Genomic DNA, 23,545 nt, shown 5'->3' with positions numbered 1-23,545 from the left:
CGCGATGGGATGCGGCGACACCTGCCCCTACTTCTCCGGAATCATCTACCGGGACTGGAAACTCGACGACCCTGCCGGGCAAGACCTCAATGCCGTGCGACCCATCCGCAACCATGTCGAACGCCACATCCGAGTGCATGACCTCCAACTGTGTTGGTTGGAGGACCTCCGTGCCGTCGTGAAGAATGATGGCGTCGTTCATCAGCCTGCAAGCGGATGGGGTTCGCCGGTCATGGCCGCGAGGGCGTCGGCAACTTCCTGGAGACTTGCCCGGATGTAGGTGACGGTCTGGCCGGTACGCCCATCAGGGTCCGTATGTCCGGCATACGCGCGGGCGACTGCATATCCAAAGTTTCGTTCGACCCAGGTCAGGGTGGTGTGACGGAGCCAGTGAGTAGTGATCTGTTGGCGCGCAACCCATTCCAGTTGCCGACCGATACGGTTCCACAGCGAGTCGTATCGACGACGGGTGATAGGTGTGCCGTTTCGGCGGCGAAACAGTGGGGAGGTCTTGATAGTGGTGTCCCCGTGTCGTTCGGCGACATGGCTGAGCATGGCCTGCATCAGCGTTGGGGATACCGGTTGCCAGCGAACGGTTTCGCCCTTCTCGCGAAGGAAGACGAGACATTGCTCAGGATCGAGGTCCATCGGCCGCAAGGCCAGGGCACCGCATCGACGACAGGCGGTCTCGATGTGCAGACGCAGAAGCAGGGCATCCAGATCGGGATCGTTCCCTGTCGTTGCGGCGACTCGAATGATCTCGGAGAGTTGAGCGTCTGAGATTGCTCGTCTTGTGCTGGCAAGCCGTCGTGGCTTTGCGACTCGGCGTGCTGGATTGTTGTCGGGTCGGATGTACCCGTCCTCTTCGGCGTGGCGGTACACACAACGGGCTGCGGCGATAAGGTTTTCGGCGGCGCTACGTCCGCCTCGCGAGTTCCGCCGGACGATGGCATTGTGCCTGACCTTCTCGGCGAGCTGCCTCAGCTCTGAGGGGGTCGGTTCGGTGAGCACACGCGTGCACCACTCCTCGGCGATGCGCTGCAAGTAGGTGCCATATACGCGAAGTGTGCTGGGGGCCAACGACTTACTTATTGTCGCAATGTATTCACCGAAGGTTGGGACCGCGACCGGTGATGCGGCTGCGAGGAGCTGTTCGGGGGTCAGTCCCAGGCGTGCGAGCAGTAGCCAAGCGGCTTCGATCTCGGGTGTCGTCATCGGCTGAAGCTGCGTACTTCGTTGTGAAGGGCCGCAAGCGCGAGATTGATGACAGCGAATGTATAGACAAGCGCGACCTGGTGATTCGGAGATGTGGCAACGAGGAGTCGGTCGCCGGGTTCGATTCCGCATTGATGACGAACGGCGGCTGAGAGTCGCAAATGGCCCTTGAGGCCAATTTGGGCACTCCCGCCTGGATCACACACTGCGACAACGGTTCGCGCATTGACTGTGAGCGAGATTCGCTGGCCGGGTATCCAGCCAAGCGATTTGATCGGGGCGCGATCGGTGAGTCGGCCGTGGCAGCAGATCGTTGAGACGCTGTAGTGGAACCGCTCGTTCTCGGCGGCCGCATCGATTCTCAATCCCGGAACGGGAAGACGATTGATGCGCAGTGTTTTGGGCAGCGAAGAGAGTTGACCGGGCCATGAGATCGGGAAAGGAGAGCTGACGGCGGGGCCTCGAGCCTCAGTTGGGAGACCGCGAGACGCGGCTGCTGTGTAGTCGAATTCGACCTTCTGCTGCTGATGTGCAACAACTTTCGGTCGTCGGGCTGGGATTGGCGGTTGCATCATGTACCTCCCGATTCACTGAAATCAGTCGGCAAGAACGACGCTACCGTGCGAGGTCGGAGACAATGCGACGGCAGGATATTCGGTCTGCTCAAACAAATCTTCATCCGGCTCCGCTGCGCAGTTACCGGGTATCCCCATGATGTGGGATGTAGTACGAAGGTAGTTGAATCGGGCATTCGATCGCAACTGATAAGCGATATATTCGGGCACATCGCATAGGGCACAGGAAGATCCCATAATGGTCAGCGGCTCGCTTGTTCTAAATTGCGCATAGTCTGGTGGACTATGTCGCGGATTTTTGACCGGCTTCGCGAGACACGTGCACGGGAAGTGCTTCCAACCGTCGGAAGAAGATGCTCCGGCGCCAGCGCAGCGATTCGGTTGGTACGGCGAGGCTGATGGTGGGGTACTGCTCGAGCAGGCATGTGACCGCGGCTACTGCTTCAGCGCGGGCGAGCCGGGCGCCGAGGCAGTGGTGAATTCCGGTTCCGAACGAGATGTGTCGAACGTGGCGATCAGCATCGAATGTGTCTGCGTGGGTCATTGATTCGGGATCGTGATTGGCTGCGAGGAGCGACACCATCAGTAGCTCGCCGCGGTTGATGCGTTGGCCGGCGAGGTCGAGGTTTGCATGAGCTTGACGCAGCGTCGCTACGGGGAGTGGCGGGTCGGTGCGCAACGTCTCGTCGAGGATGGCATTGACCCTGGTGGGGTCTGAGCGGACGCGTTGCAGCTCGTCCGGGTTGCGCAGCAGGGAGAGCATGGTGCCGAGGATGAGGTTGGACGTGGTTTCGTGTCCGGCGATCAGCAGCAATGAGACCGTCGACAGCGCTTCTTTGAGATCTATCGTTCCGGCTGACATCTGGTGTGTCAGCGAGGTGATCAGATCGTCGCGAGGACGGAGTCGGCGGGCGGCGAAGGTCGGCAGGATCAGTCGAGCGAAATCGATACTGGCAGTGCGTAATTGACGTCCGTCAGCCACGGTGACATCCGAAAGTATTGCGGAGGACCGCTCGATGCGTTGCTGGTGGCGGCGGGAGATGCCTGTGACCTCGCAGATTACCGAGACCGGTAGCGGACAGCCCAGGGCGGACACCAGATCGACCGGTGCAGTGGAATCCATAGACTCGACGAATTCATTTGCCAGCGTGTGGATTCGGGGCTCTAACGTCGAGACAGCGCTAGGGGTGAAGTAGTCGGCGACTGACTTGCGCAACCGTGTGTGCTCGGGTGGGTCGGAGCCGAGCATATGGGTGACTACCCACTCAGTGCCATAGCGCAGGAGGCGCTGTCGAAGTCCGATGCTGGCGCCATCGTCGGCGGATACGCCGAGCATGGTGTCGCGGCCCTTGCCGATCCGAGGATCTGTGAGCACGATGCGGGCAAGGCGGTCACTGGTGACGAGCCAGCCGTGGACCCCGGATGGGGTGGTGAACCGGTGGATCGGCCCACGCTGTTGAACCTGCCGATAGAACTGGTGCGGATCCCGAAAATACGAGTCATCGAAGGCAACTGCACTGGTCAGCATAGTTCTCCGTTTTTCGCGAACTTCGGACACGAAAGGCGCACTATTGCGTTATGGCCGATAAAATCGTACGTCAGGAGGAACACGCGCGGTCGCCACAGTGGCTGCTCATCGAGACATTCGGTGAACTGGACGGTAACTACACAATCGTTGATTGGGGCGGACATCCGAAGGAGTTTCTGTCTCTCGACAAGTCGGTAAAGGGCGCTGCTGCGAAGATTCGGCAGGCCGTCACTGTCGTCGCACGGACGCGCGAGCCGCTGACCGCGGTCGGAGCCGGCCGGCATGTGGAAGTGTATCCACACTTCGTTGGGGACAGATTGCACGGGGTGCAGGTGTGGTCGGGAACAGAGGACCAGGTTGCGCCGCCGCGTCCGCGGGCAGGGGCCTGGGACATCAACCTCACTACTCTGACAGCTCTGGGTAGCGCCGAGTGGGCAGATCTTGCCGACATCCCCGAGGAGCATCGTGGGATGGAGCGCTCCCTGGCGAACATGTTCGCACAGGTGCAGACCGACGAGCGTGAATTGATCGCGATGAAGCGCATCATCGCTGCCGTGCCTGGAACCACCCACCAAGGTGTTTGGACGGTCTACCGGCGCGATGGCGCCAGCTTTCGATCGCACTTCTCCTGCCGAATCTACGAGTCGCTCATCGACCAGCTACAGCATCGGGTTGCACGGGGGATAAGCCAGGAGATCTCGGTCGGCGCGACTGGAGAGCCTCAGCCGTTGGTCCTGCTGGAGCATCGCTTGCTGGAGGCTGACACACCGGTGGGGGAGTACCGGGCGTTGATCAACCTTCGGAATCTGCGTCTGATCCGCTGGGTGCATGGCTCGCCGATCCCCGAAGAGATCGCGTGGCGCGGTATCGAGGGCGAGCCTGCTCCTGCAGTTCATCCCGATGATCGACCCGTCATGGTCGAGATGGCACGTGGGTTGGCTAAGTCTTCTACGACGGGGAAGATGCGTGTACGCGGGGTCGATGGCAGCTGGATAACTATCAGCGCTCGTGCCAGCCTGGTCGCGATCGACCAGGAGACGACAGCGGCGCTGCTCAAATTCACCATGGATTGCTAGTGGTTTGCGAGATACAATCCAGAGTTACGCTCCCGTTCAGAATCGGGAATCCGGCGGTGGTCGGTTTCATGTGGTCCACGCCAGGCAGCGTGCACCGGGGGTAACCCCGGAGCAGAAGATTTGCGCTGTCTGGAAGGGGTTGTACTCATGGCCGATCCATTTGATAACACTTCGCCTACCCCGGCGAGAATGCCCAAGAAACTAGCCGGGTGCCTGCATCCGCGCGGAACGCATGCGCCGAAGCATTGGGTAGTTGCGGAGACTCTCTTCGAGGGCCGCGAGCCGACCGTGATCGTCGATGGTGCGTATCCGAGGCGGTTCGCCAACCTCAGCCGCGTGACGATCGCACCTAACGCGACGATCGCTCGTCAGCTCGGACCCCTCATCAAGCACTGCGTCACTAGTCGGCGGTTCACGACCGACCAGGCCAAACTTGCTTGCGGTACGTCGATGAATGTTGTTGCCACTCCGATTGCCGGCCCATTCGGACACGTTCGGGCAGTTGCCATTTGGGCCGGCGCTGTTGGGGAGGAGTTGCCCCCGCCTCCTCGCGTCGGTGTCGTGGAGTGGGATGCCGCAGTGGTGGTCTGTGCGTCGGCGGAGGCGCGGTCATTGCTGATGGACGGCAAACCCGTTGAGCAGACCATGCTTCCGGAGATGCTTGCGTGCTTCGATCGGTTCGACGATCGGTCCGAATTCCTGTCCCTGCTCAGGTTTTCCGATCCAGTCGACCAGTGGATCGGAGGCGCAACAAGGACTTTCATCGACGGCACCATGCACCGGCTTCACTTGGCCGCTCGCGCGTCTGGAACGGGCGTTGGCCGCAGGGGCCGTGTTGTCGTGTGTGACATCACCGACGTCGAACCGCCGAAAACTCCGGATCTGTATTCCCGGGCACTGCGCCGCGCGCCGATACCGCCGGGACATGCCTTGGCTCTTGTCGATCTCAGCGGTTTTGTCATTCACGATTGGGTTGCCAATGACGATGACCCGATCGGGATGTGGGCTCATCACCTGCCCCTGCTGCACCCCGATGACCGGCAACAGATCCGCGCAACCGGTTTCGAAATGGTTGTGGGAACCCGTACGACCGCCAGCGTCCGAGTCCGTATCCGATTCGACGCAGGTGACGAGTGGATTCAGTTGGAATCGCATTGGACGCGGATCGTTACCGGTGACCAGCCGCAGGTACTTGCGGACATTGCGATCGTCGGAGCCATGCCGCCGTCCGTCATCGATGCATGTCCCCGATGTCGACCGCTGTCCGAGGGGGCCGCTTAACGTAGGCGGTTGCTGAAACTCCAGTCACGCGCAGGAGGAGTGCGGTGCAAATCTGCAGTGCCAAAACAGATTTGAGCAGCCCAACTGACCGACCGCTACCAGTCCTGGCTCTACTGCTAGGTGGGGCGGAACAATGTCGAATCCTCCAGTGCTGCAGCCGCTGAAGCGAGCAGTGGCACGGACTCAGAGCTGGCCGAGCAGTGGCACGGCCCGAATTATCGCCGCCGACATCGACATCCACAGTGCCCGAGTGGCAGCGGCCGAGCATCGCGAATCTCGCTGCAGACTACGTCGAGATAGCCTTTAGCTCGACAGGGACCCATGCCGATGAGCCCGATCGTGCTCTGTTCCCTGTGGCGCTCTGTCGACTTGTGCATCGTTAAATGAGTTGTGCCATTAGCTGCCCGTAAACGACATATCACATGTCTTCTGATATCCAAACGCAACCCAAGTCGGCACTAAAGATATTGTCAACTATGTCCACGTAGGTTAGATTGATCACCTGCCTCTTTTGTGAGGCACCTCCCGGCACCCGCTGTGCGGAACCGGATGACAGCCGGATATTCCATTTGCCCCACCGATTTCGGTGACTGGCGCAAGAAATTTTATGGAAGAGTCTGGCTAAGCCCTGCGAATCCGATGGTCCTGAACGCGCCCTTGATGCGTATCAGTGACGCAATCGGATGAAGGGAGTGAGTGAGATGAAGATCCTTGAACACGGTTGCCGACGTTCTCGCCGATCGGGTGATGGTCGGCCGATCCTCGTGTGGGACAAGGCGCTCAGCGAGAGTTTTGAGCGACTCTACGACGAGATGATCGACAGCGAGCTGCGATCGAGGCGGAGGGTACGGCATCGCTGGACGTCGGACGAGGACTAGCGATCGCTGCAGCTAGTCGCTATGGTTCGCGCTTTCTAATCGCGCCAGCTCATTAATTGTCCTGCCAGCCGTTCTCGGTTGCAGATTGTTATCCCATATCGCCGAGTTGATTCGTCGTTATTCTCGTCGATCCTCGGTGTGGAACTTCTTTATGCCATCAGCGGAGCGTGGCTGCCGGATTTATATAAACGATCCGCCAGCCTGTGAGGCTCTGCTGTTCGGCAGCCTTGGAATAGGAGGTGCACAGTGGCAGAAAAGCCGTGTGAGAATTGTGGTCGGGTGTGCCGTGATCGAGTGCTCAATATTCGTCAGATAGGTGAGCGGACAGGGCATTCACCGGACCGGATCCGGCACCTCCGGATCCAGGGTCATCCGCTGTATTCACGGGCGTGGAAAAGCAGCGATGCGATGAATTCTCCGTTGCTCCTGGAGGCGTCGGTGGTCGATGAGTGGGTTCGATCCCGCAAGCAGTTCCCGGGGAAACAGCTATGAGCGGCAGCACAAAGAGACTCGGCTATACGCGCAGTGCCGCCACCTCGCGTTCTTGCGCCGGCCTGGGGCTGTTGGTCGCTGGGGCACTGACATTGGCCGCGACGGCGGTACCCGGCACGGCGATGGCCGATTCGTCCGCGCCGAATCAGGGCGCCTCGGGTTGTCCGTCGGTGGCGGGCGTGTTTCTGCCGGGTACCTGGGAGACGCACACCGGTGCTGACGAGACGCAAGCCGTGGGTCTGTTCGCCCCGGTGGCAACAGCTTTGGCGCAGCAGCTCGGCGCTCAGTTCGAGTACCGGTTCCCCGCCTATGCGGCCGAGGCGTTCGACGGGATGGCCTACAGCGACAGCAAGGCCACCGGTGTCGCGGCGGTGCGGCGGGTGGTCGGCGATATCGCAGGGGCCTGTCCTGCAACGAAATTCGTGCTCGCCGGCTACAGCCAGGGCGCCGACGCGATGGGCGATGTTGCCGCCTCGATCGGATGCAACGCAGATCCCCTTGCCGCGGATCGGGTACTCGGAGTGGGACTGGTGGCCGATCCGAAACAGGGCACCGCCGGCGGCAAACTGATAGGCCCGACGGTAGATGGCCAGGGCATCGCCGGAACGCGGGCGAGTGGGTTCTGCGGGTTGTCGGCGGTGACCGCGGAAATCTGTGCCCCCAAAGACAAGTACTGCGCCACGAACTCCAGTGAAGATCCGATTACCGCCGGTATCGGGCGTGCGCTGACCCAGTCCGGCGACTCGACCGGCACCGGCAGCGCCGGTACAAGCCAGCAAGATGATCTGGGACAGGCGCTTTCGACCGATCTGTCGGCTGACAAGATCGCGGATCTGCCCGCGACTATCACCCGTCTGGGTACCCAAGCCGCCACCGGTGCGGACTCGACCACACTGTCCGCAACGGCCTCCGATGTGGCGAAAACCCTTCAGCCCCTCTCTGATCTGAGCACCTGGGTCTCCAATACCCCTGACGCGCAGAAGAAGTTGTCCGACGCCTCGGACGGGTCTGCGGACAAGCTCGCCGGGTCCGTCCTGGACGGGGTGCGACGCTCCGATGTCAGCAAGGCGATGGACGCACTGTCTGATCTCGGCACACAGAGCGACAAGGCCGATAGTGGGACCGCACGTGCGCAGGACGTGCAGACCGCCGCGAATGCGGTAGCGCCACTGACTGATTCACTTTCCTCATCCACCTCCGCTACGGCTTCGCAGGCCGCGCAGGTGCTGGCGGTACTCAAGCCCTCGGTGGTGGTCAACCAGCTGGTGAACGTCGTGAGCAACGGAATATCGTTCGCGCAGAACGTCCCCACTGTGGCCGACACGCTGGGGCGGATGATCGGGCTGCTCGCGGATCCGGGCATCGATACCGCCGGCAAGGTCAACGGTCTGCACGACATGTTCGGGCAGCTCAACAACCTGTTCGAGCCGTTGGTGAAGATGGCCGCCGGGGTCGATCTGCACACTGCGTCACGGTTGATCGCGATGATCCCGGATACGACCGGCACCGCCCAAATCGTCTCGGTGATCGTGGGTGTGCTGGCCAATCTCGACGTGGCGGCGCTCGCGCAACAGGTCGGCCAGCTACAAGACAAGGTCTGGGCGCTGGCCCAAACCATCAGCAGCGGAGGCGATCTGCTCGCCGTCGGCGCTCGCCTACTCGACTTCGTTCCCACCGCACTCGGATTCGCCACCCTCGCGCTCAACACCCTCACCGGGCAGACCACATCGTCGCAAGGATCGCAGAGCACCACCGATCTGAGCGGGTTAGCGAAGTCGCTCACCACCAAGACCGACGCGAACGGCACCAAGACCGACGCGAACGGCAACGACGGCATCGATGCGATCTCGAAGCTGTTGTCCGAGGGCAGCGACGCGATGTCGTTCCTGCTTTCGGGTGTGCACGAGAGCTATGACCACTACGTCGTGGATTCCGATGGCCGTACCGCGGTGCAGTGGTTGACCGACTGGTTCAGCAACCGCATCCGCCATGTCGTCGGAGCGGTGTGATGGGCGCGTTGGCCGTGGTGCTCGTTCCGGTCGTGGCGCTCGCGATCGCCGGCGGGGCGTTGCTACTGGGGTCGGGGGACCGCACGCCGGTCCAGCAGGGCTGCCTGCCCGATGTGCCACGCACACAACCACATACGGGCGCGCAGGTGGTCATCCCGCTGCCGGCGGGAACCTACACGGTGTCCTCGCCGTTCGGGCCCCGCGATGGTGGGGTACATCTGGGCGTGGATCTGGCCGCCGCGGCGGGCACGGCGATCCTGGCGGCCACCGACGGCACGGTCGCCGCGGCCGGCCCGGCATCGGGATTCGGGAACTGGATCATCATCGACACCCAGATCGGCGGAAGCCTGCTCTCGACGGTGTACGGGCACATGTTCGACAACGGCGTGAACGTGACTGTCGGACAACAGGTCCAAACGGGCCAGCGGATCGGTGCGGTCGGCAGCAACGGGGAAGCCACGGGGCCGCACCTGCACTTCGAAGTGGTCCCGGGCGGACGGCAACAGGGCGGCCAACAGATCGACCCCGTGCCATGGCTGGCGCAACACGGCGCCCCAGTTGACGGCTCCGATGCTGCGGCGACGCCGGCCGCGAGTACGACAACCGTCGCGGCGCCGGGCGACCCGAAGAGTTCGCGAGCGAAATACGGTATCGCGCAAGCTGCTGGATTCGCTGCGGGCTGCATGCCGGTCGCGGTGGACGGGGGCGGGAGTGCCCCGGATCTGCGGCCCGGATCTGTTCCCCCGGCATTCGAGCCCTGGATTCTTCGGGCGGCCAAGACCTGCGCGGAGGTCACTGGTCCGCTGTTGGCCGGTCAGTTGGAGCAGGAATCAGGGTTCAACCCCGACGCGGGATCGCCGAAGGGCGCGCAGGGAGCGGCGCAGTTCCTGCTCGGGACATGGGCGGCGTACGGCGTTGATGCCGAGGGCAAGGGCTATGCCGATATCCACTCGATTCCGGATGCGGTGATGACGCAAGCACGCTACGACTGCGACCAGGTACAGAGCGCGAAAAACGGTCTGGCACAAGGCACTTTGCATGGTGACCTGACCGAGTTGTGGCTGAGCATGTACAACTGCGGACCCGGCGGCACCTTCGAGAGCGGGGGAGTGTGTCAGAACGCCGAAACCTTGAACTACGTGAAAAACATCCCCGCGCTAGCGACGAAGTACGCCGCCACGATGGGTGGCGCGTGATGAGCGCCGACCCGCGAGCCGCGGCCCGCGATACCCGCTCGGCCGCTCTGCCACCGCCAACGGCCTGCGAGCGCTTCGTCCACAAACTGCTGCGAGAACTGGCCGCCGATGCCGAAACCGACACGCCAGCACAGGAACTGGGAAAGGAGGGTCGTGATGGACAACGATCTCGAGACGGGCACTGACGCCGTCGAACGTGACGACTACACCGCAGAACAACCGGTGGACCTGCGCCAGCAACGGCTACGCGCCGCCAGCACCCCCGCACACAGCGACGAAACCCAGAGGGGTTCGCAGCACAGTGACGACAATTCCGACGTGCCGGCGCGCGAGGAGCACGACCCCTATGGCGTCGGGGAAGAGAATCTGGCCGGACCGGGCGAGCCGTCCTCGGACGAGGTCGCAGCAGTCCGGGAGGCACGGCTGGCGATGCTGCTCAAACCCGCCGCAGGAGTACACACCGACCCAGCCCGCTGGGGATGGCGCGGACGAGTCAACGCCTTCGGATGTCGGGTGCGCCCCCACCGACGCGGGGACGAAGTGGCGTATCGGCAGGCGGTAGAACGCATCCGTCAGCCGCTGCCCGGCACCCCGGTAGTGCTGATCGCCAATCCGAAGGGCGGCAGCGGCAAGACCCCAGCAGCGGTGTTGCTCTCAGCGCTGTTCGGCCGCCATCGCGGAGGCCGTGTAGTGGCCTGGGACGCCCACGAAGCGTGCGGGAGCCTCGCGGCGCGCGCGGCCTGTTGTCCCAGTGAGCACACCGTGTGGGACGTGCTCGCTCACGCCCGCGAGCTGTGCACGGCTAACGCCGACGCGTCCGGTCTGGCACGGTTCCTGCAACGCCAGCCCACCCTCGATGAAATCCTCGCCTCGGACCAGAGTCCCGGCGGCAGTGTGTGTATCGGGCGTGAGGAGTGCGCGGCGATCCTCGCGGTCTTGCGCCGCCACCGCGAAATGGTGGTCATCGATACCGGCAATAACGACCGGGCACAGGGATTCCGGTGGGCGGTAGCCAACGCCACACAGTTGGTGGTACCGATCATCGGGCGCCGGGATGTGATCGTCTCAGCGCTGCGACTCCTGGATGGCATCGCCGAAGACGGTCACGAGGACCTGGCCGCACGGGCGGTAATCGTCCTGTGCGGCGCAGGCCCTGCGCAGGACAAAATCGTCGGCACCTTGGCCTCGGCCGGGATTACTCGCGTGGTGCCGGTCCCGTTCGACCCGGTCTTGGCCGGCGGCGAACGCATCGTAGTGACCCGGATGGGCCGGGGATCGGTGCGTGCCTGGACCGAAGTCGCCGCCACGGTCGCCGACAACGTCGCGGAAACCCTTGCTACACGGCACCTTCCGATGGAAACCCGGTTCGTCCCCGAGACCCGATGGGCAGCGGGCACCGACGAGGCGACTCATCAACGGCTCCTGGCGTACGCGCTGCGCGAAGGGCAGCTCGCACGTAGTCGAACAATCCGCACTCCCGCAGCCCCCACCCCGGTCGACGAGTTCGACCCGGGCTGGTGAGAACCGATCCGAACACAAATGAGGTGAACGGCTATGGATATGAAACACATGCTCCCGCTGGTAATTCGGGCATGCCGTGGCGTGGGCGCGACCATCGCGGGCGCGGTAGCGGTCGCCTGCGCCGCCCCTTCGGCGTCCGCGCAGATCACCAACCCGCTGGGGGGGATCAAACCGGACTTCGGGCTCTTCGACGGTGCACTGGATTCCTCGTGGAAACGAATCGTGGCGTTCCTGTGGGCGATGGTCGTGATCGGCGCGTCGGTGCGGGTGATCATCGGGGCATTCAAGGTCAAACGCGCCAAGTCCCGCGGCTACGCCAACGATCTCGCCGAAGGCAGCGAAGAACTGCAAGACGCGCTGGTCTCCCTCGGCCTGGTCGGGCTCGCATCCCCGCTCGTGGCCACTGTCCTATTCGTCGTCGGCGGATGAACCGCCCCGCGGTGAGGAGGTCGCTGTGAAACACACCCATGGCAAAGGATTCGCTGAGCTCTCGCCCGAATCCGAAGCGAGCACCCCGGTCACTCCCGGCGCGTCGGCCACGGCCCCGCAACGGCCTCGGATGTCGTTGCGCCGGTGGTTGATCGCGGCCCTGGTGGTGGCATCAGCCGCTGTTGCAGGGCTTTTCGCCCTCGATTCCTGTGGGTCGAGCTCTCCGGGCGGCCACGATTCGATGACTACGGTGCGGGTCGCGCACGGGCCGACAGCGACCGCGGGTGGTGTTCCGGTCGGGTACGCACACGATCGGGCTGGCGCGGAAACCGCCGCGGTGAACACCGTGCAGGCACTGACCCAAGCCGGCCAAGGACGGATCCCGATGTCCACGGTCGAGCACGTTCTCATCGCCCGCGACCCGGGCCCCGGATTGCGGCGTTCGCTGGAGATCGGCGCGAACCGTGCTCCCGGAACTGACGTGGTCAACCTGGTCCCGGCGGCAGTCTCGATGGTGGAATTTTCCTCCTCGGCCGCGCGGGTGAGCGTGTGGACGGTCGCGGTATCGCGGTCATCGATCAGCGACGGCGACCCGGCGTCGGTGATCACGGCGTGGGCGACCCATTCGGTGTCGCTGGTGTGGGAGGGCGGGGACTGGAAGGTGAAGGAACTCAACTCTCAGACCGGACCCACACCCGAGCAGAGCGTGGCTCCCGGCGCGCAGTCGCCGCTGAGCGGGGCGCTCGAGTCGGGCTATTACAGCTTCTACGTCAACTGAGGGGGTGCACCTCATGCGCCTACGAGCAGTCGCCACCGTAATCTTCACCGCGACAGCGATATTCACCGCATGCGTCCATTCGGTGGGGATCGCCGCTGCTGACCCGGGCCCCACCATGCCGGTCTCGGCGGGATCGCTGCCGGACGGGTTTCCCACGGATCTGCGCCAATTCATCGCCAACACCGACGAATTCAAGACGGCATGGTTTTCGGGCACCTGCGCCAGCCGCGGCGGCGACGTCGGCGCGTACGTGAACGCGGTCATGCCTGTGGAGGACAGGCTGATGTATTGGACCTCCGACGACACACAGAAAGCACAGTTACTCGGCGCGGACTCGACTGTCCCCGGCAGGGGGAGCGAGGTACAAACCCTCATCAGTCAGCACGACGAACCTCCGAAAGACATGCTGCCGAAGGTATTTCCGGCCGGAGACCCCAACTATCGGATGCCCGCACCGGCCTGCGCGGACGATCTCAAGCGCTGGTCCGGTCGCACGGCATCGAATGCGTGGGGCTTCGACTGGGCCACCCACCCCGACGACCAATCGATGAGCGCCATCCGCACACAGCTCGGTGATCAGAAAGTCCCCGACCAAGTGTGGACCGATCCGTGCCACGTCGGGTTCGCCTATTGCGCGCACGCCTATTTCCTCGACTGCACCCACTCCGATCCCGCCACCGGCGATCAAACCCAATGCCTGGTATGGAACCGCGCGGTGGGCAAGCTCTTCGGCGGCACCGCCAACTGGCTCGACAAGAACACCAGCCTGTCCGACCGGATCCAGAATGGCGTGGACTCGGTGATCGGACAGCAATACGCAGGCGGCGCCGCGATCGTGTCGGCCTTCGGGTGGCTGTGGCACGCAGGTGCGGCAACATGGCGGTTCATCGACAACCCGCAAAGCGTGATCGACGACTGGGCCAACTCGTCCAAAGACAGTGCTGTGCAACTCAGTTCGCGGGTCCTAGACGGGCTCTCCAGCGTCGGCAAGTTCGATCCGAACGCCGACTGGTTCCTGCACTGGTACGCGATGAGTACCGGTATCGGGGTGATCGTCATGGGCGCGATGACCTTGTTCGCGCTGTGGCGGGCCGCCGCGAAAGGCGAAACCATCAAGACCATCAGCGCCGACCTGTTCGGCTACATGCCGGCCGGGGTCCTGCTGATGCTGTTCGCCCCGATGTTCGCGACCCTGCTGGTCAGTGTGGCCAATGATGGCTCCGACGCGATCACTCATGCGTCGGGCCCGGATATGGGGCAGATGATCACCAACCTGCAGCTGTTCACCGGCAAACTCACCGCGAGCAATTTGGCCGGCGGGGTGATCGTCGGGCTGATCCTGTTCCTGCTCTTGATCGCCGGGGCGTTGGCGGTGTACTTCGGGCTGCTCATGCACCAGGTCGCTCTGCCGATGCTGGCAGTGGCCTCGGGAATCGGGTTCGGCATGTGGGTGCACCCGCAGTGGCGCAAGAAGGCATTGCGCCCGGTGCTGCTGTTCATCGCCATCGTGTTCTCCAAACCCCTCCTATTTCTGCTGCTGGCCACCATGACCGGACTGCTGAACACTGCGCTGACCGGTAGCGGCGGGGACCAGCAGCAACTGGGCAGCCTCGGGCAGCTGTGCTTGGTCGTGGTCGCCTTCCTCGTTGTCGGCCTGGCGCCGTGGACATTGCTGCGGTACGCACCGCTGCTGCCCTCACGTTCGGACGCCGCCGGATTCGGGCAGTCGGGGTCGCTCATGGCCGGGGCGGTCGGCGGCGCCGGCACCGCGATGTGGTGGACAGGCCGCCGCAACCCGGGACGCGGCGCAGCCGGTGGACAACAGACAAGCGGCGGGGGTGCGGGCGGCAGCGGAGGTGGCCGGTCACCGGACAGTAGTGGAGGTAGTTCAGGCGGGGAGAGCTCAACCGGGCCGCGTACCGGTGGTGGGTCGAGCTCGTCCGGAGCGTCCACCGCTGCACGGTTTTCCGGGACCTTGAGCGCGAACGCCGGGTCGAAGCCCAGTCGTGGCAGGTCGGCAGCACGCAAATCGGCGGGCGCGGTGGGATCGGTCGCCAAGGGACTGGGCAAGACGGCGATGGTCGCGACACCGATTGCGGCGCAAGCGGCGTCGGGTGCGCTGAACAAAGCGCGCAGCACCGCCGAAGCCGCACCCGGTGAAGCCGAGTCCGGGAGTAGCGAATGAGCACCGCGATGCGCACCAGCATTCTCGGCGGGGAAATCGCCCGCCGCAGCTGGCTGGGCCTCTCGCGACCGGTGGTGACCGCGTGGGCGCTCAGTATCGTTGCCTCGCTGGCGATCTACATCCTCGGCGGCGGACAGGCATGGGCGATCATGACCGCCCTCGGATGGCTGATCGCCGTGTTCGCGGCCACCATGGAATGGCGCGACAAACCCTCCTGGGCGTCCCGTCGCGCCCACGACCTGCGCACCTTCAGTCGCCGCCGCCGCGGCGAGCACATCTACCGCAATCCGGGCGACCCCGCCCACGGGGATCCGGCGTTGGATCCGGGCTGGCAATTCCCACCGCCGCTGGGCAACACCGCACCGTTGCCGGTGGCCGGCACCGGCCTGGACGACATGTTCATCCTCCGGACCGCCAATCCTGGTGAGCGCCCGTACTATTCGGTCGTCATCGCCGTGGACGGCATCGCCGGCGGGTTACGCGGCGACGCTGCGTACGCGTCGATGTCGAGCGCGTTCGGGATGTTCCTGGCGCAGATGGCCCGCACCAGCTCCCACGTACGAGGCCTGCAACTGCTGCACCGCAGCGTCCCGCACGATATGACCCGACACACCCGCTGGGCGCACACCCGCGTGGCCCGCCTTCGTGACGAGCGGCTGCTGCCGGCAGTCGAGTCTTACGGCACTCTCATCGACACCCTCACCCCCCTCGCAGAAGAGCACCGGTCCCTGCTGGTGTTGCGGTTCCCGCAGACCGAAGCATTCATGGCCGAGACCGCCCGGCTCGCACGCAACAAGAACGCCCCGATCGGCGGCGGCATCGCACAAGTAGTGCGCGATGAAACCGAACGCGCCACACGACTATTGGCGATGGCAGGCATGGGCCGGGTCGATGTACTCGGCGAACGGCGCGTGTGTGCTGTCATCCGGGCACTGCTCGATCCCAGCTACAAGATCGACCGGCACCGCGACGCCAGCTGGGGGAGTTGCTGGCCCAGCTATGTCGGCGGTAGCGACTGCGTCGCGATCGGCCCGCACGGGCAATGGCGCACCCGGGTCGGACACATCCGCCCACGCGCGATCGAACCGGTCGCATTGGGACCGTTATGGCTGGCACCGCTACTGACCGGTGTCGAGGCCGATCCTGGCGATGAGGACATCGCCCCGATGCCCACCATCCGAACCCTCAGTGTGCGACTGGATTTCGTGCCCGCGCACCGTGCCCGCGCTGCTGCCAAGGGCGACGTCACCGCCGATCAGGCCCGCAAAGCCAAAGAGCAGGAGAAAGGCAAGCTCGACGACGGGTCCACCGAAGTCCTCGCCGACGCCTCCGAACGCCGACGCCAAGACCTCATGCCCGGTACCGGACACCACGGCGTCATCTACACCGCCAGCATCGCAGTCACCGGCCGCGACACCGATGACCTCGACCGAGCATGCTTGCGCGTCACCGAAGCCGCAGGCGAATCGGCGATCACCGAAATCAATTGGTGCGTAGGCGATCACGACGTCGCTGTCTTCACCACCTTGCCCTTGGCCCGGGGACTCGCGGCCACCCCGCACACCCGGTAAGTAGGAGGTGCCCCATGCCGCGACACCCTCGAGTCACCGCCCGCACGCCATCCACACAGGACGGCCCCACCACGGTGCACAGACTCACCGAGAACACGCAGCAGCCACCGCCGATGGAACGACGGCGAGAGCCGCGCCGCACGCGCTGGCTGGACCGGTACGGCTGGTACGAGCCACACAGCGAGGGCGCGTGGACCACCACCCGCCAAGCCGAGGCATGGAATCTGGCCACCAGCCGCCGTCGTGTGCGCCAAGACGGGGTGCTGGCCGGACTCAACACCATCTCCCAGGAATTGGAGATCGTCGATGCGTTCGCCGCGTACGGTGACGAGACCTCCGGCATCAATGTGTGCGTCATCGGCGATATCGGGCGCGGCAAATCCTCGTGGATCAAAACTGTGTGCGTGCTGCGGCAACTCGTTGCCGGCCGCCAGGTCGTGGTCCTGGACAAGAAACCCCAAGCCGGGCGCGGGGAATACACCCCCTTGACCGAAGCCCTTGGCGCAGAAAGCATCCGATTCAAAGTCGGCGGCGCCGGCGCCCGCCTGAATCTGCTCGACCCGGCCATCAGCGCAGGCGGGGAACACCACGGCGGCCTCGACGGTGTCGTACCCGCCGGACAAGAAGCACTGGTATTGGCCGTGCTCACCGACGCCATGGGCCGCCCACTCGACGAGAAGGAGAAGGCCGCCGTCGGTGCCGGACTCAGTCTGGTCAATGCCGACGCCCGCGCCCAAGGACGCGATCCGATCATCCGGGAACTGGCGATGCGGCTCCTGGATCCGCGCCCCGACGACGGACGCGAATTGGGTGGCCGTTGGAGCGAACGCGCTCTGGAATGGGGCCTGGAACCCGGACTGGCCCTGCTACGCCTGGCTGACCGGGACCTGCGCGGTTTGGTCGACGCACCTACCAGCCCTGCGGTGCGTGATGCCCTGGAGACGCATCCGCTGGTCCATATGGACCTGTCCGCGTTGCCAACCGAAGGCCCCGCACTGCGGGTGGTGATGACCACCGCGAACACCTGGCTGGCCAACAAGCTCGCCGCCCGCTCAGCAGCGCACGAGCAAACCATCCTCGTGGTCGAGGAAGGCTGGCACGTCGCGGTCGGCTCTACCGGCGAAGTCTTCCGATCGAACCTGAAACTCTCACGGGGACTGGCATTGTCGACCGTGTCGGCGTTCCATCACCCCGCCGATACACCTGCCGATTCTCCGGCGCGGTCGTTGATGGCCGAAGCTTCGATCGTCGTGTTGTTCGGCCAGGCCCGCGCCGACGATGCCGCCGAAACCGCACGCCTGTACCGGCTGCCACCGGGAACCGAGGAAACATTGATGCGGCTCGGACGCGGGCAAGCGCTGGTGAAAATCGGCTCACGGGATCCGATCCTGGTCACCCACACCCGATCTCCGTTCGAGGCGGCGCTCACTGATACCGATGCCGCGATCACCGGACAGTCTCCGACACCCTGTCGCTGCGCGACCTTGCCCGCACGAACGTCAAAGACGATGAGCCGGAAGGCGAACCGTCGTGAACGGGGGACGGATCCCGCACCCGATGCGGCGCGAACCGATCCTGCCGGCAGGGCTGACACTGACAGGGTACGTCCTCGCCATCGCCATGGTGGGGGTATTCGGTGGTGGCGCTCTATCCGGCGCGATAGCGGGTCATGGATTCGGAATCGTTGTGCCAGAACAGATGTCGGCGACCTTGGTCCGACTGGTGACGCGACCTGCCGATCCTGCCACCGCGTGGCCCAGTGACCCGCGCCCGGGTCCGGCCTGGCTGACCTGGCTGTGCATCGGTCTCGTCGCCGGACTGTGGTGTACGGCGATTGCCATGGCGGGCAGTGAAATCGACGCGCGCCTGCGCCGTCGCCATCGCGACGGGCTCGCCGGCTCGGCCGACCTGAACCACCTCGGACTCGACGAGCACTCCGCCGCCGATAAGGCCGCCTACGAATATCCCCGGTTGGCAGGGCAGAGGCCGCCCCATCGGAGGATCCACCTTCCCCGGCGGCGACGATGAAAAGCCTGGTATGGCAGGGGAAAACGGATCCGTCACCGCTGGCGGTGGATGTCGGTGCTCTGATCGAGCAGCCGCGCCGGCATGTGTGGTTGCAGCACCGCGACGGCGTGATCGTGCACGGCCCTACCGGCGCGGGAAAGACCTGGCGGGTGGCCTGGCAACGCGTCATCGACGCACCCGGCTTCGTCCTGGCCACGACCACCAAAGCCGACCTGGTTGCCGCCACACTCCTGAACCGAGCCGCGCGCGGACGGGTAGCGGTATTCGACCCCGAACACCTGACCGGCTGGCCCGACAGCATCGCCTGGTCCATCCTGACCGGCTGCACCGACCCCGATACCGCGATCCGCCGGGCCGACGCACTCGCACGCGCCATGCCCTTGGAAGGCACCCGCAATGGTGCCTACTTCGAGCAGAAGGCCGCCACCATGCTGCGCTGCTGCCTGCACGCCGCCGCGCTGCGCGGGCTCTCGATTCGCGAAGTCCGCGTGTGGGTTTCGGCACGCACCAACCACACCCCCGTCGACATCCTCGCCGACACCCTGCCCGATTGGGCCAGCGAACTCGACCAAATCCTGTCCTCGGCCAGCGAATCGAGCGACGATGTCCTCGCTGCCGCGTCCCGGCTGCTCGAGCCCTTGGCGTCCCCGACGCTCCTCGCTGCGGTCGATGTGCCGGCCGAGCAGTCCTTCGACGTCGGCGAATTCGTGCTTTCGGGAGCGAACACGCTGTACCTCGTCTCCCGCGGCACTACGCGATCGATGGCACCGTTCGTCGCGGCACTCGCCGCGGAAGTGCACTACGTCGCGGACCGGGCCTCTCAGCTGTTGCCCGGCAAGCGACTAGACCCGCCCGTGCGGCTGGTGCTGGATGAAATGAACAACGTCGCACCGATTCCCGACCTGCCACAGATCATGACCGACTCCGGTGGCAAAGGCATCACGGTATGGGCCTTCGCCCACAACCAGGACCAAAACGAACTGCGTTGGGGAGCCGAAGGCGGCAGAGTCCTCGCCCAATCCGCGCCCGCCATGCTGATCCTGCCCGGCCTGCGCGGCGTGGAAGAGCTCTCCGCGCTCTCGCGGCTGATCGGGGAACGCCGCCGCTGGGAAGCGAGCCTGCACGAAGGATCACGCAGCTACGCCCTGCACGACGACACCGTGCTGCGCACCGACGAAATCCGCGAACTGGGCACCGACCACGGCCTGCTGATCTACCGCAACGCCCCCGCCATGCTGCTCCGCCTACCCAGCGTCTGGGAACACCGCAGGTGGCGCGAGACCGTGACCGCCTCCACCCGCGCCTTCGACGACATCGTCGCCGGGCGCCGCCCACCCCCAGAGGCTCACCAAATCAGCCCACCGCGCGAGAAGGAAGGAGGGGACTGTGATGAATAGTCCACTGACACAACCAGGCCCGCAGCCAAGCAATCCGGCACCATCGACGCTGCAGCCGTGTCGCTATTGCTGGCGTGAGATCGATCAGCGCGATGCCGCCCGGCTGTGGGCCGAACTTCTGGACTGGGTGGACTGGTTGCGCCACCGCTACCAACTCGGGTCCCGCGTACCGGCCTGCTGGTACCGCCACGAGGTCGTCGTCGAAGAACTCACCGCCCTGATGGCGGCTCACACTGCCGCATACTGGTGTGGCCCCGACAGCATCGAGTTGGCGCGCGAGGACATGACCGCCTGGCACACCCAGTGGCTGTGGCCGGCGATCGAACGCCTCACACGTATCAGCGACTTCTCCGCCTGCCGCCCCCACCACTGCCGCTACCAGAATCATCCACAGCCTCTACACGCGGGAGTCGAGGAGTACCTCGCCGCCGAAATCGACACCCACGCACCGCCACTGAGCATGGTTCCGGGTACGGAGGGGTAGGCGATGTACGCGATCGACGATCAGATCATCGACCGGGCCCGCGTCGGCGAGGACTACTTGCAGCCCTTGCTGGCGGCGGTGCACTGCAGCCCCCATCACCGTCCCCGATGTTTGTGCAGCGCAAGCGAAACCGGTGGGGTCGATATGTACGTCGCCCGCATCAGTGGCCGATACGTGCTCAAACGCATGCCTGGCACCGGACCCCATCATGCCTCCGCATGCGCGTCCTACACCCCGCCGGTGGAATTGACCGGCTTAGCGCCTCTGCTCGGCACCGCGATTCGTGAACAACCCAGCACTGGACTCACACGCCTTGCGCTCGGATTCCCTATGGCCCGCAGCACAGGCCGCGCCACGGCCCAGGCCGACACCGGCGATATCGAGGCGCCGGACGAGGTGGACGTATCCAAGCTGTCGTTGCGCGGCTTGCTTCACTTTCTCTGGGACGAAGCCGAATTCGTTCGATGGGTGCCGGCGATGTCGGGCAGGCGGAGCTGGCCTGCGATCCGCCGATACGTACTCATGGCAGCGGAAACGAAAACGACCAAGACCCGGGATCTATCCGAACTGCTCTGGCTACCAGAACCGTTCACCGTCGCCGAGAAGGCCGACATCGCTGCCCGCCGCACCGCGGCGTTCGCCCCGCTGCTCGGCCCCGGCAAGAATCGCAGACTGATGCTCGCTCTCGGCGAGGTCAAGGACATCGCTCCGGCTCGTTTCGGGCGTCACAAACTGCTCATCAAGCACGCCCCCGACTGCCCGTTCATCGTCGAGCCCGAAACCCTCACCCACGTCCGCCACGCCTTCGGCACCGAATTCGCGCTGCGCCAGGCCCTTCCGGGATCGAAGTTGATCGTCCTGCTCACCTTCGGCGTCACAGCGGCCGGCGTGGCGGTCGCGGACCGTATCGCCCTGATGAGCGTGAGCGCTGACTGGATCCCGTTCGAATCGGTCTTCGAACACACCCTGATCAGCGGGCTGATCGGCCACGGCCGCCGATTCACCAAGTCCCTGCGCTACAACCAGCCCACCACCAGCCCACTGGCCTCGCTGGTGTTAACCGACACCGACCCACCCACTGCCTGCTACCTCACCACCGCGGCGACGGCAGGCCCGCCGCCGCCCCCTGATCCGAATCTGCCTCTGAGGCAGTGGATCTGGAATACCGCCGTCAACGCTATGCCCGGCATTCCACCGACGACGCGACACATCAGCAGAACTGGCCCCGACCGGGGCCTGAGCCCACGCCACAACGCCGAGGAGGCACCCCACTCCACACCCACCAAGGAGGCACCGACATGGCCGACACACCGCACACACCCGACCGGCGATTCGACGAAGAACAGCTGCGCAACGACTTCCGCTTCTACCACTACATGATCGGGTCGCTGAACTGGGCGATTGTCTCCGAACCCGAACATCAGCAGATCACCGAGCAGATCGACGCCCTCACCGACCGCTGGCATGCCGCCCCCGCCCCCTGGAAAAACCACTGGGACCACCTAGCCACCGCAGCGCGGCGCTGGGAGCAGAACCCAGAAAGCATGCAACAGATGCTCGACCAGATCGCCGGGGACTACGCACGCACCGGCACCACCGATCTGGCCAATCCGATCCAAGTCCGAAACTTGCTGATGGCAGGCGAACTGGCCGAAGCGCGACGCACCGACATGGGCATCGGCAGCGCCCCGGGCTCCCCAGACCATATCGACTTCGTCTACGGATACCTGAGCAGCTACCGCGCCGCCGGTCACACCACCTGGGCGTCGCTGCCGAGCTGGTCGACTGCGCGCCGATGGCTTATCGACCGGGCAGCAGCAACAGCCCCCGAGACCCGGGTAGATATCACCATCACCGGACCTGACCCGCACAGTGGTGCCGCAGCACGACCCCTCATGACCGGGACCGACCTGACGGCAGGGGAGCTCGGCGACCAGCTGCGCCATCTCGACCAATTGCTCGGTACCGCAGCGATTCCCCTCGACCCGTCGACGCAGTCCTGGCTCGACGACGTGCGCTACGACGTGCTGTGCGATGCCTACCGAAACACCCTGATCGACCATGCCAACCCGTGGGCGGTAGGCCGCCGATTCGAGCATCACCTCCGCGCGGATGACCTCTACACCGACATTGTCGACTTCACCGATCGAGCCGGGCTCTCTCGGACCGACCGTGGACCCGGCATCGATGCGGAGCAGCCCGACACCGTCGGATCACGCCTGGACGAGATCCGGCAAGGCGTTCGAGGCAGCGACATCGATTGGATGACCCCGCCACGAACCAGCACCTGGCTCGACGAAGCCGCCGACCGAGCCCAACAGCGCGTGGACCAGTTCACCCGAGGGGCCGGCAGATACCGGTACGGCAACCTCACACGGGCCGGCCACCTCATCGAGATCGGATTCGACGAGCACCAGTGGTACGCCCAGCACATCCACACCGGCGAGGACGGCCGAACCTCCGTCTACGACACCCCACCGTCCCGCTATCGCTCCTGCGACGAATTAGTCGCCGCGGCAGCCACATTCGAGGCCACACCAGGCCAACAACCAGCGCCATATGTCTCACTGCCGGACACTGTGGTCCGGGAGATGCGGGCCTTCGAGCGCGACCTGAGCTCACTCGAACACGACGTCGCCACCGTGCGAGAGCTCCGTGATGCCCTGCGCACCGGCAGACCCCACACCCTGCACCGCAACCAGCCACCCACCGCACCTACACCGCGACAAGCCGGCAGCGCGATCAGTCGCGACGCCAACCGGATCACCCTGACCCCGACCCCCGGCAGCGAACGGCCCACGCCACCAGCACAACCGGCGAAACAACCTCCGGCTAAACGCAGACAGCCTCCGAAATCAGGCGGGCGACCACACCGACGACGGCTGTGACTACGGGAGCGCCG

At 64.7% G+C, this 23,545-nt stretch carries 16 protein-coding genes and 1 pseudogene; 15 read left to right on the top strand and 2 right to left on the bottom strand.

What is annotated here, in order from left to right; translation table 11 throughout:
- Positions 1 to 4 precede the first annotated feature (4 nt).
- Positions 5 to 133, top strand: a pseudogene (locus tag OG716_RS23815) (heat-shock protein HtpX); the annotation flags it as partial.
- Positions 134 to 201: 68 nt separating this feature from the next.
- Here OG716_RS23815 and xerC read toward each other — a convergent pair.
- On the bottom strand, positions 202 to 1,215 hold the full coding sequence (gene xerC, locus OG716_RS23810) for a tyrosine recombinase XerC (RefSeq protein ID WP_405132977.1): 1,014 nt from the start codon (positions 1,213 to 1,215) through the stop codon (positions 202 to 204).
- Positions 1,216 to 2,073: 858 nt separating this feature from the next.
- Entirely contained in the window at positions 2,074 to 3,318 is a 1,245-nt protein-coding gene (locus tag OG716_RS23805; RefSeq protein ID WP_405132976.1) for a cytochrome P450, read from the bottom strand.
- Between the two features lie 50 nt (positions 3,319 to 3,368).
- Between OG716_RS23805 and OG716_RS23800 the strand changes: the two genes are divergently transcribed.
- The 14 genes from OG716_RS23800 to OG716_RS23735 all read left to right on the top strand — a co-directional run bounded on the left by OG716_RS23800 (position 3,369) and on the right by OG716_RS23735 (position 23,531).
- On the top strand, positions 3,369 to 4,394 hold the full coding sequence (locus tag OG716_RS23800) for a GAF domain-containing protein (RefSeq protein WP_405132975.1): 1,026 nt from the start codon (positions 3,369 to 3,371) through the stop codon (positions 4,392 to 4,394).
- Between the two features lie 189 nt (positions 4,395 to 4,583).
- On the top strand, positions 4,584 to 5,675 hold the full coding sequence (locus tag OG716_RS23795) for a GAF domain-containing protein (protein WP_405132974.1): 1,092 nt from the start codon (positions 4,584 to 4,586) through the stop codon (positions 5,673 to 5,675).
- 1,366 nt (positions 5,676 to 7,041) lie between these two features.
- Positions 7,042 to 9,054 (top strand): cutinase family protein, encoded by a 2,013-nt coding sequence (locus tag OG716_RS23790; protein WP_405132973.1) that lies wholly within the window; start codon positions 7,042 to 7,044, stop codon positions 9,052 to 9,054.
- Positions 9,055 to 9,278: 224 nt separating this feature from the next.
- Positions 9,279 to 10,250 carry a peptidoglycan DD-metalloendopeptidase family protein gene (locus OG716_RS23785; protein WP_405132972.1) on the top strand — a complete coding sequence of 324 codons (972 nt, stop codon included), beginning with the start codon at positions 9,279 to 9,281 and terminating at the stop codon, positions 10,248 to 10,250.
- A gap of 156 nt (positions 10,251 to 10,406) precedes the next feature.
- Positions 10,407 to 11,771 (top strand): MinD/ParA family protein, encoded by a 1,365-nt coding sequence (locus OG716_RS23780; protein WP_405132971.1) that lies wholly within the window; start codon positions 10,407 to 10,409, stop codon positions 11,769 to 11,771.
- Positions 11,772 to 11,804: 33 nt separating this feature from the next.
- Positions 11,805 to 12,200: a hypothetical protein gene (locus tag OG716_RS23775; RefSeq protein WP_405132970.1), complete on the top strand. Its 396-nt coding sequence runs from the start codon at positions 11,805 to 11,807 to the stop codon at positions 12,198 to 12,200.
- Between the two features lie 25 nt (positions 12,201 to 12,225).
- Entirely contained in the window at positions 12,226 to 12,978 is a 753-nt protein-coding gene (locus tag OG716_RS23770; RefSeq protein WP_405132969.1) for a hypothetical protein, read from the top strand.
- 13 nt (positions 12,979 to 12,991) lie between these two features.
- Complete coding sequence (locus OG716_RS23765; protein ID WP_405132968.1) at positions 12,992 to 15,163, top strand: hypothetical protein; 2,172 nt, start codon at positions 12,992 to 12,994, stop codon at positions 15,161 to 15,163.
- The gene (locus OG716_RS23760) at positions 15,160 to 16,734 is read left to right on the top strand and encodes a hypothetical protein (protein WP_405132967.1); all 1,575 of its coding nucleotides are present in this window, start codon (positions 15,160 to 15,162) and stop codon (positions 16,732 to 16,734) included. The genes OG716_RS23765 and OG716_RS23760 overlap by 4 nt, the downstream gene beginning before the upstream one ends.
- Positions 16,735 to 16,748: 14 nt before the next feature.
- Positions 16,749 to 18,497, top strand: a complete 1,749-nt coding sequence (locus OG716_RS23755; protein ID WP_405132966.1) for an ATP/GTP-binding protein — start codon at positions 16,749 to 16,751, stop codon at positions 18,495 to 18,497.
- A gap of 261 nt (positions 18,498 to 18,758) precedes the next feature.
- Positions 18,759 to 20,159 carry a type IV secretory system conjugative DNA transfer family protein gene (locus OG716_RS23750; RefSeq protein WP_405132965.1) on the top strand — a complete coding sequence of 467 codons (1,401 nt, stop codon included), beginning with the start codon at positions 18,759 to 18,761 and terminating at the stop codon, positions 20,157 to 20,159.
- Entirely contained in the window at positions 20,152 to 20,643 is a 492-nt protein-coding gene (locus OG716_RS23745; RefSeq protein ID WP_405132964.1) for a hypothetical protein, read from the top strand. The genes OG716_RS23750 and OG716_RS23745 overlap by 8 nt, the downstream gene beginning before the upstream one ends.
- 3 nt (positions 20,644 to 20,646) lie before the next feature.
- A complete protein-coding gene (locus OG716_RS23740) occupies positions 20,647 to 22,023 on the top strand; it encodes a DUF1173 family protein (RefSeq protein WP_405132963.1) in 1,377 nt (458 codons plus the stop codon).
- Positions 21,942 to 23,531, top strand: coding sequence for a hypothetical protein (locus OG716_RS23735; protein WP_405132962.1), 1,590 nt, complete (start codon positions 21,942 to 21,944; stop codon positions 23,529 to 23,531). Before OG716_RS23740 ends, OG716_RS23735 begins: the two co-directional genes overlap by 82 nt.
- Positions 23,532 to 23,545: the final 14 nt, after the last annotated feature.

Source organism: Nocardia sp. NBC_01388, from assembly GCF_045040085.1.
Lineage (GTDB): Bacteria > Actinomycetota > Actinomycetes > Mycobacteriales > Mycobacteriaceae > Nocardia.
The sequence above is the reverse complement of the archived record's forward strand: the minus strand, read 5'-3'. Positions and strand labels throughout refer to the sequence as shown.

Excerpts from the sequence above, each read along its gene's own strand:
- xerC (WP_405132977.1), bottom strand. The coding sequence starts at position 1,215 with ATGACGACACCCGAGATCGAAGCCGCTTGGCTACTGCTCGCACGCCTG.
- OG716_RS23805 (WP_405132976.1), bottom strand. The coding sequence starts at position 3,318 with ATGCTGACCAGTGCAGTTGCCTTCGATGACTCGTATTTTCGGGATCCG.
- OG716_RS23800 (WP_405132975.1), top strand. The coding sequence starts at position 3,369 with ATGGCCGATAAAATCGTACGTCAGGAGGAACACGCGCGGTCGCCACAG.
- OG716_RS23795 (WP_405132974.1), top strand. The coding sequence starts at position 4,584 with ATGCCCAAGAAACTAGCCGGGTGCCTGCATCCGCGCGGAACGCATGCG.
- OG716_RS23790 (WP_405132973.1), top strand. The coding sequence starts at position 7,042 with ATGAGCGGCAGCACAAAGAGACTCGGCTATACGCGCAGTGCCGCCACC.
- OG716_RS23780 (WP_405132971.1), top strand. The coding sequence starts at position 10,407 with ATGGACAACGATCTCGAGACGGGCACTGACGCCGTCGAACGTGACGAC.
- OG716_RS23775 (WP_405132970.1), top strand. The coding sequence starts at position 11,805 with ATGGATATGAAACACATGCTCCCGCTGGTAATTCGGGCATGCCGTGGC.
- OG716_RS23765 (WP_405132968.1), top strand. The coding sequence starts at position 12,992 with ATGCGCCTACGAGCAGTCGCCACCGTAATCTTCACCGCGACAGCGATA.
- OG716_RS23760 (WP_405132967.1), top strand. The coding sequence starts at position 15,160 with ATGAGCACCGCGATGCGCACCAGCATTCTCGGCGGGGAAATCGCCCGC.
- OG716_RS23755 (WP_405132966.1), top strand. The coding sequence starts at position 16,749 with ATGCCGCGACACCCTCGAGTCACCGCCCGCACGCCATCCACACAGGAC.
- OG716_RS23750 (WP_405132965.1), top strand. The coding sequence starts at position 18,759 with ATGAAAAGCCTGGTATGGCAGGGGAAAACGGATCCGTCACCGCTGGCG.
- OG716_RS23745 (WP_405132964.1), top strand. The coding sequence starts at position 20,152 with ATGAATAGTCCACTGACACAACCAGGCCCGCAGCCAAGCAATCCGGCA.
- OG716_RS23740 (WP_405132963.1), top strand. The coding sequence starts at position 20,647 with ATGTACGCGATCGACGATCAGATCATCGACCGGGCCCGCGTCGGCGAG.
- OG716_RS23735 (WP_405132962.1), top strand. The coding sequence starts at position 21,942 with ATGGCCGACACACCGCACACACCCGACCGGCGATTCGACGAAGAACAG.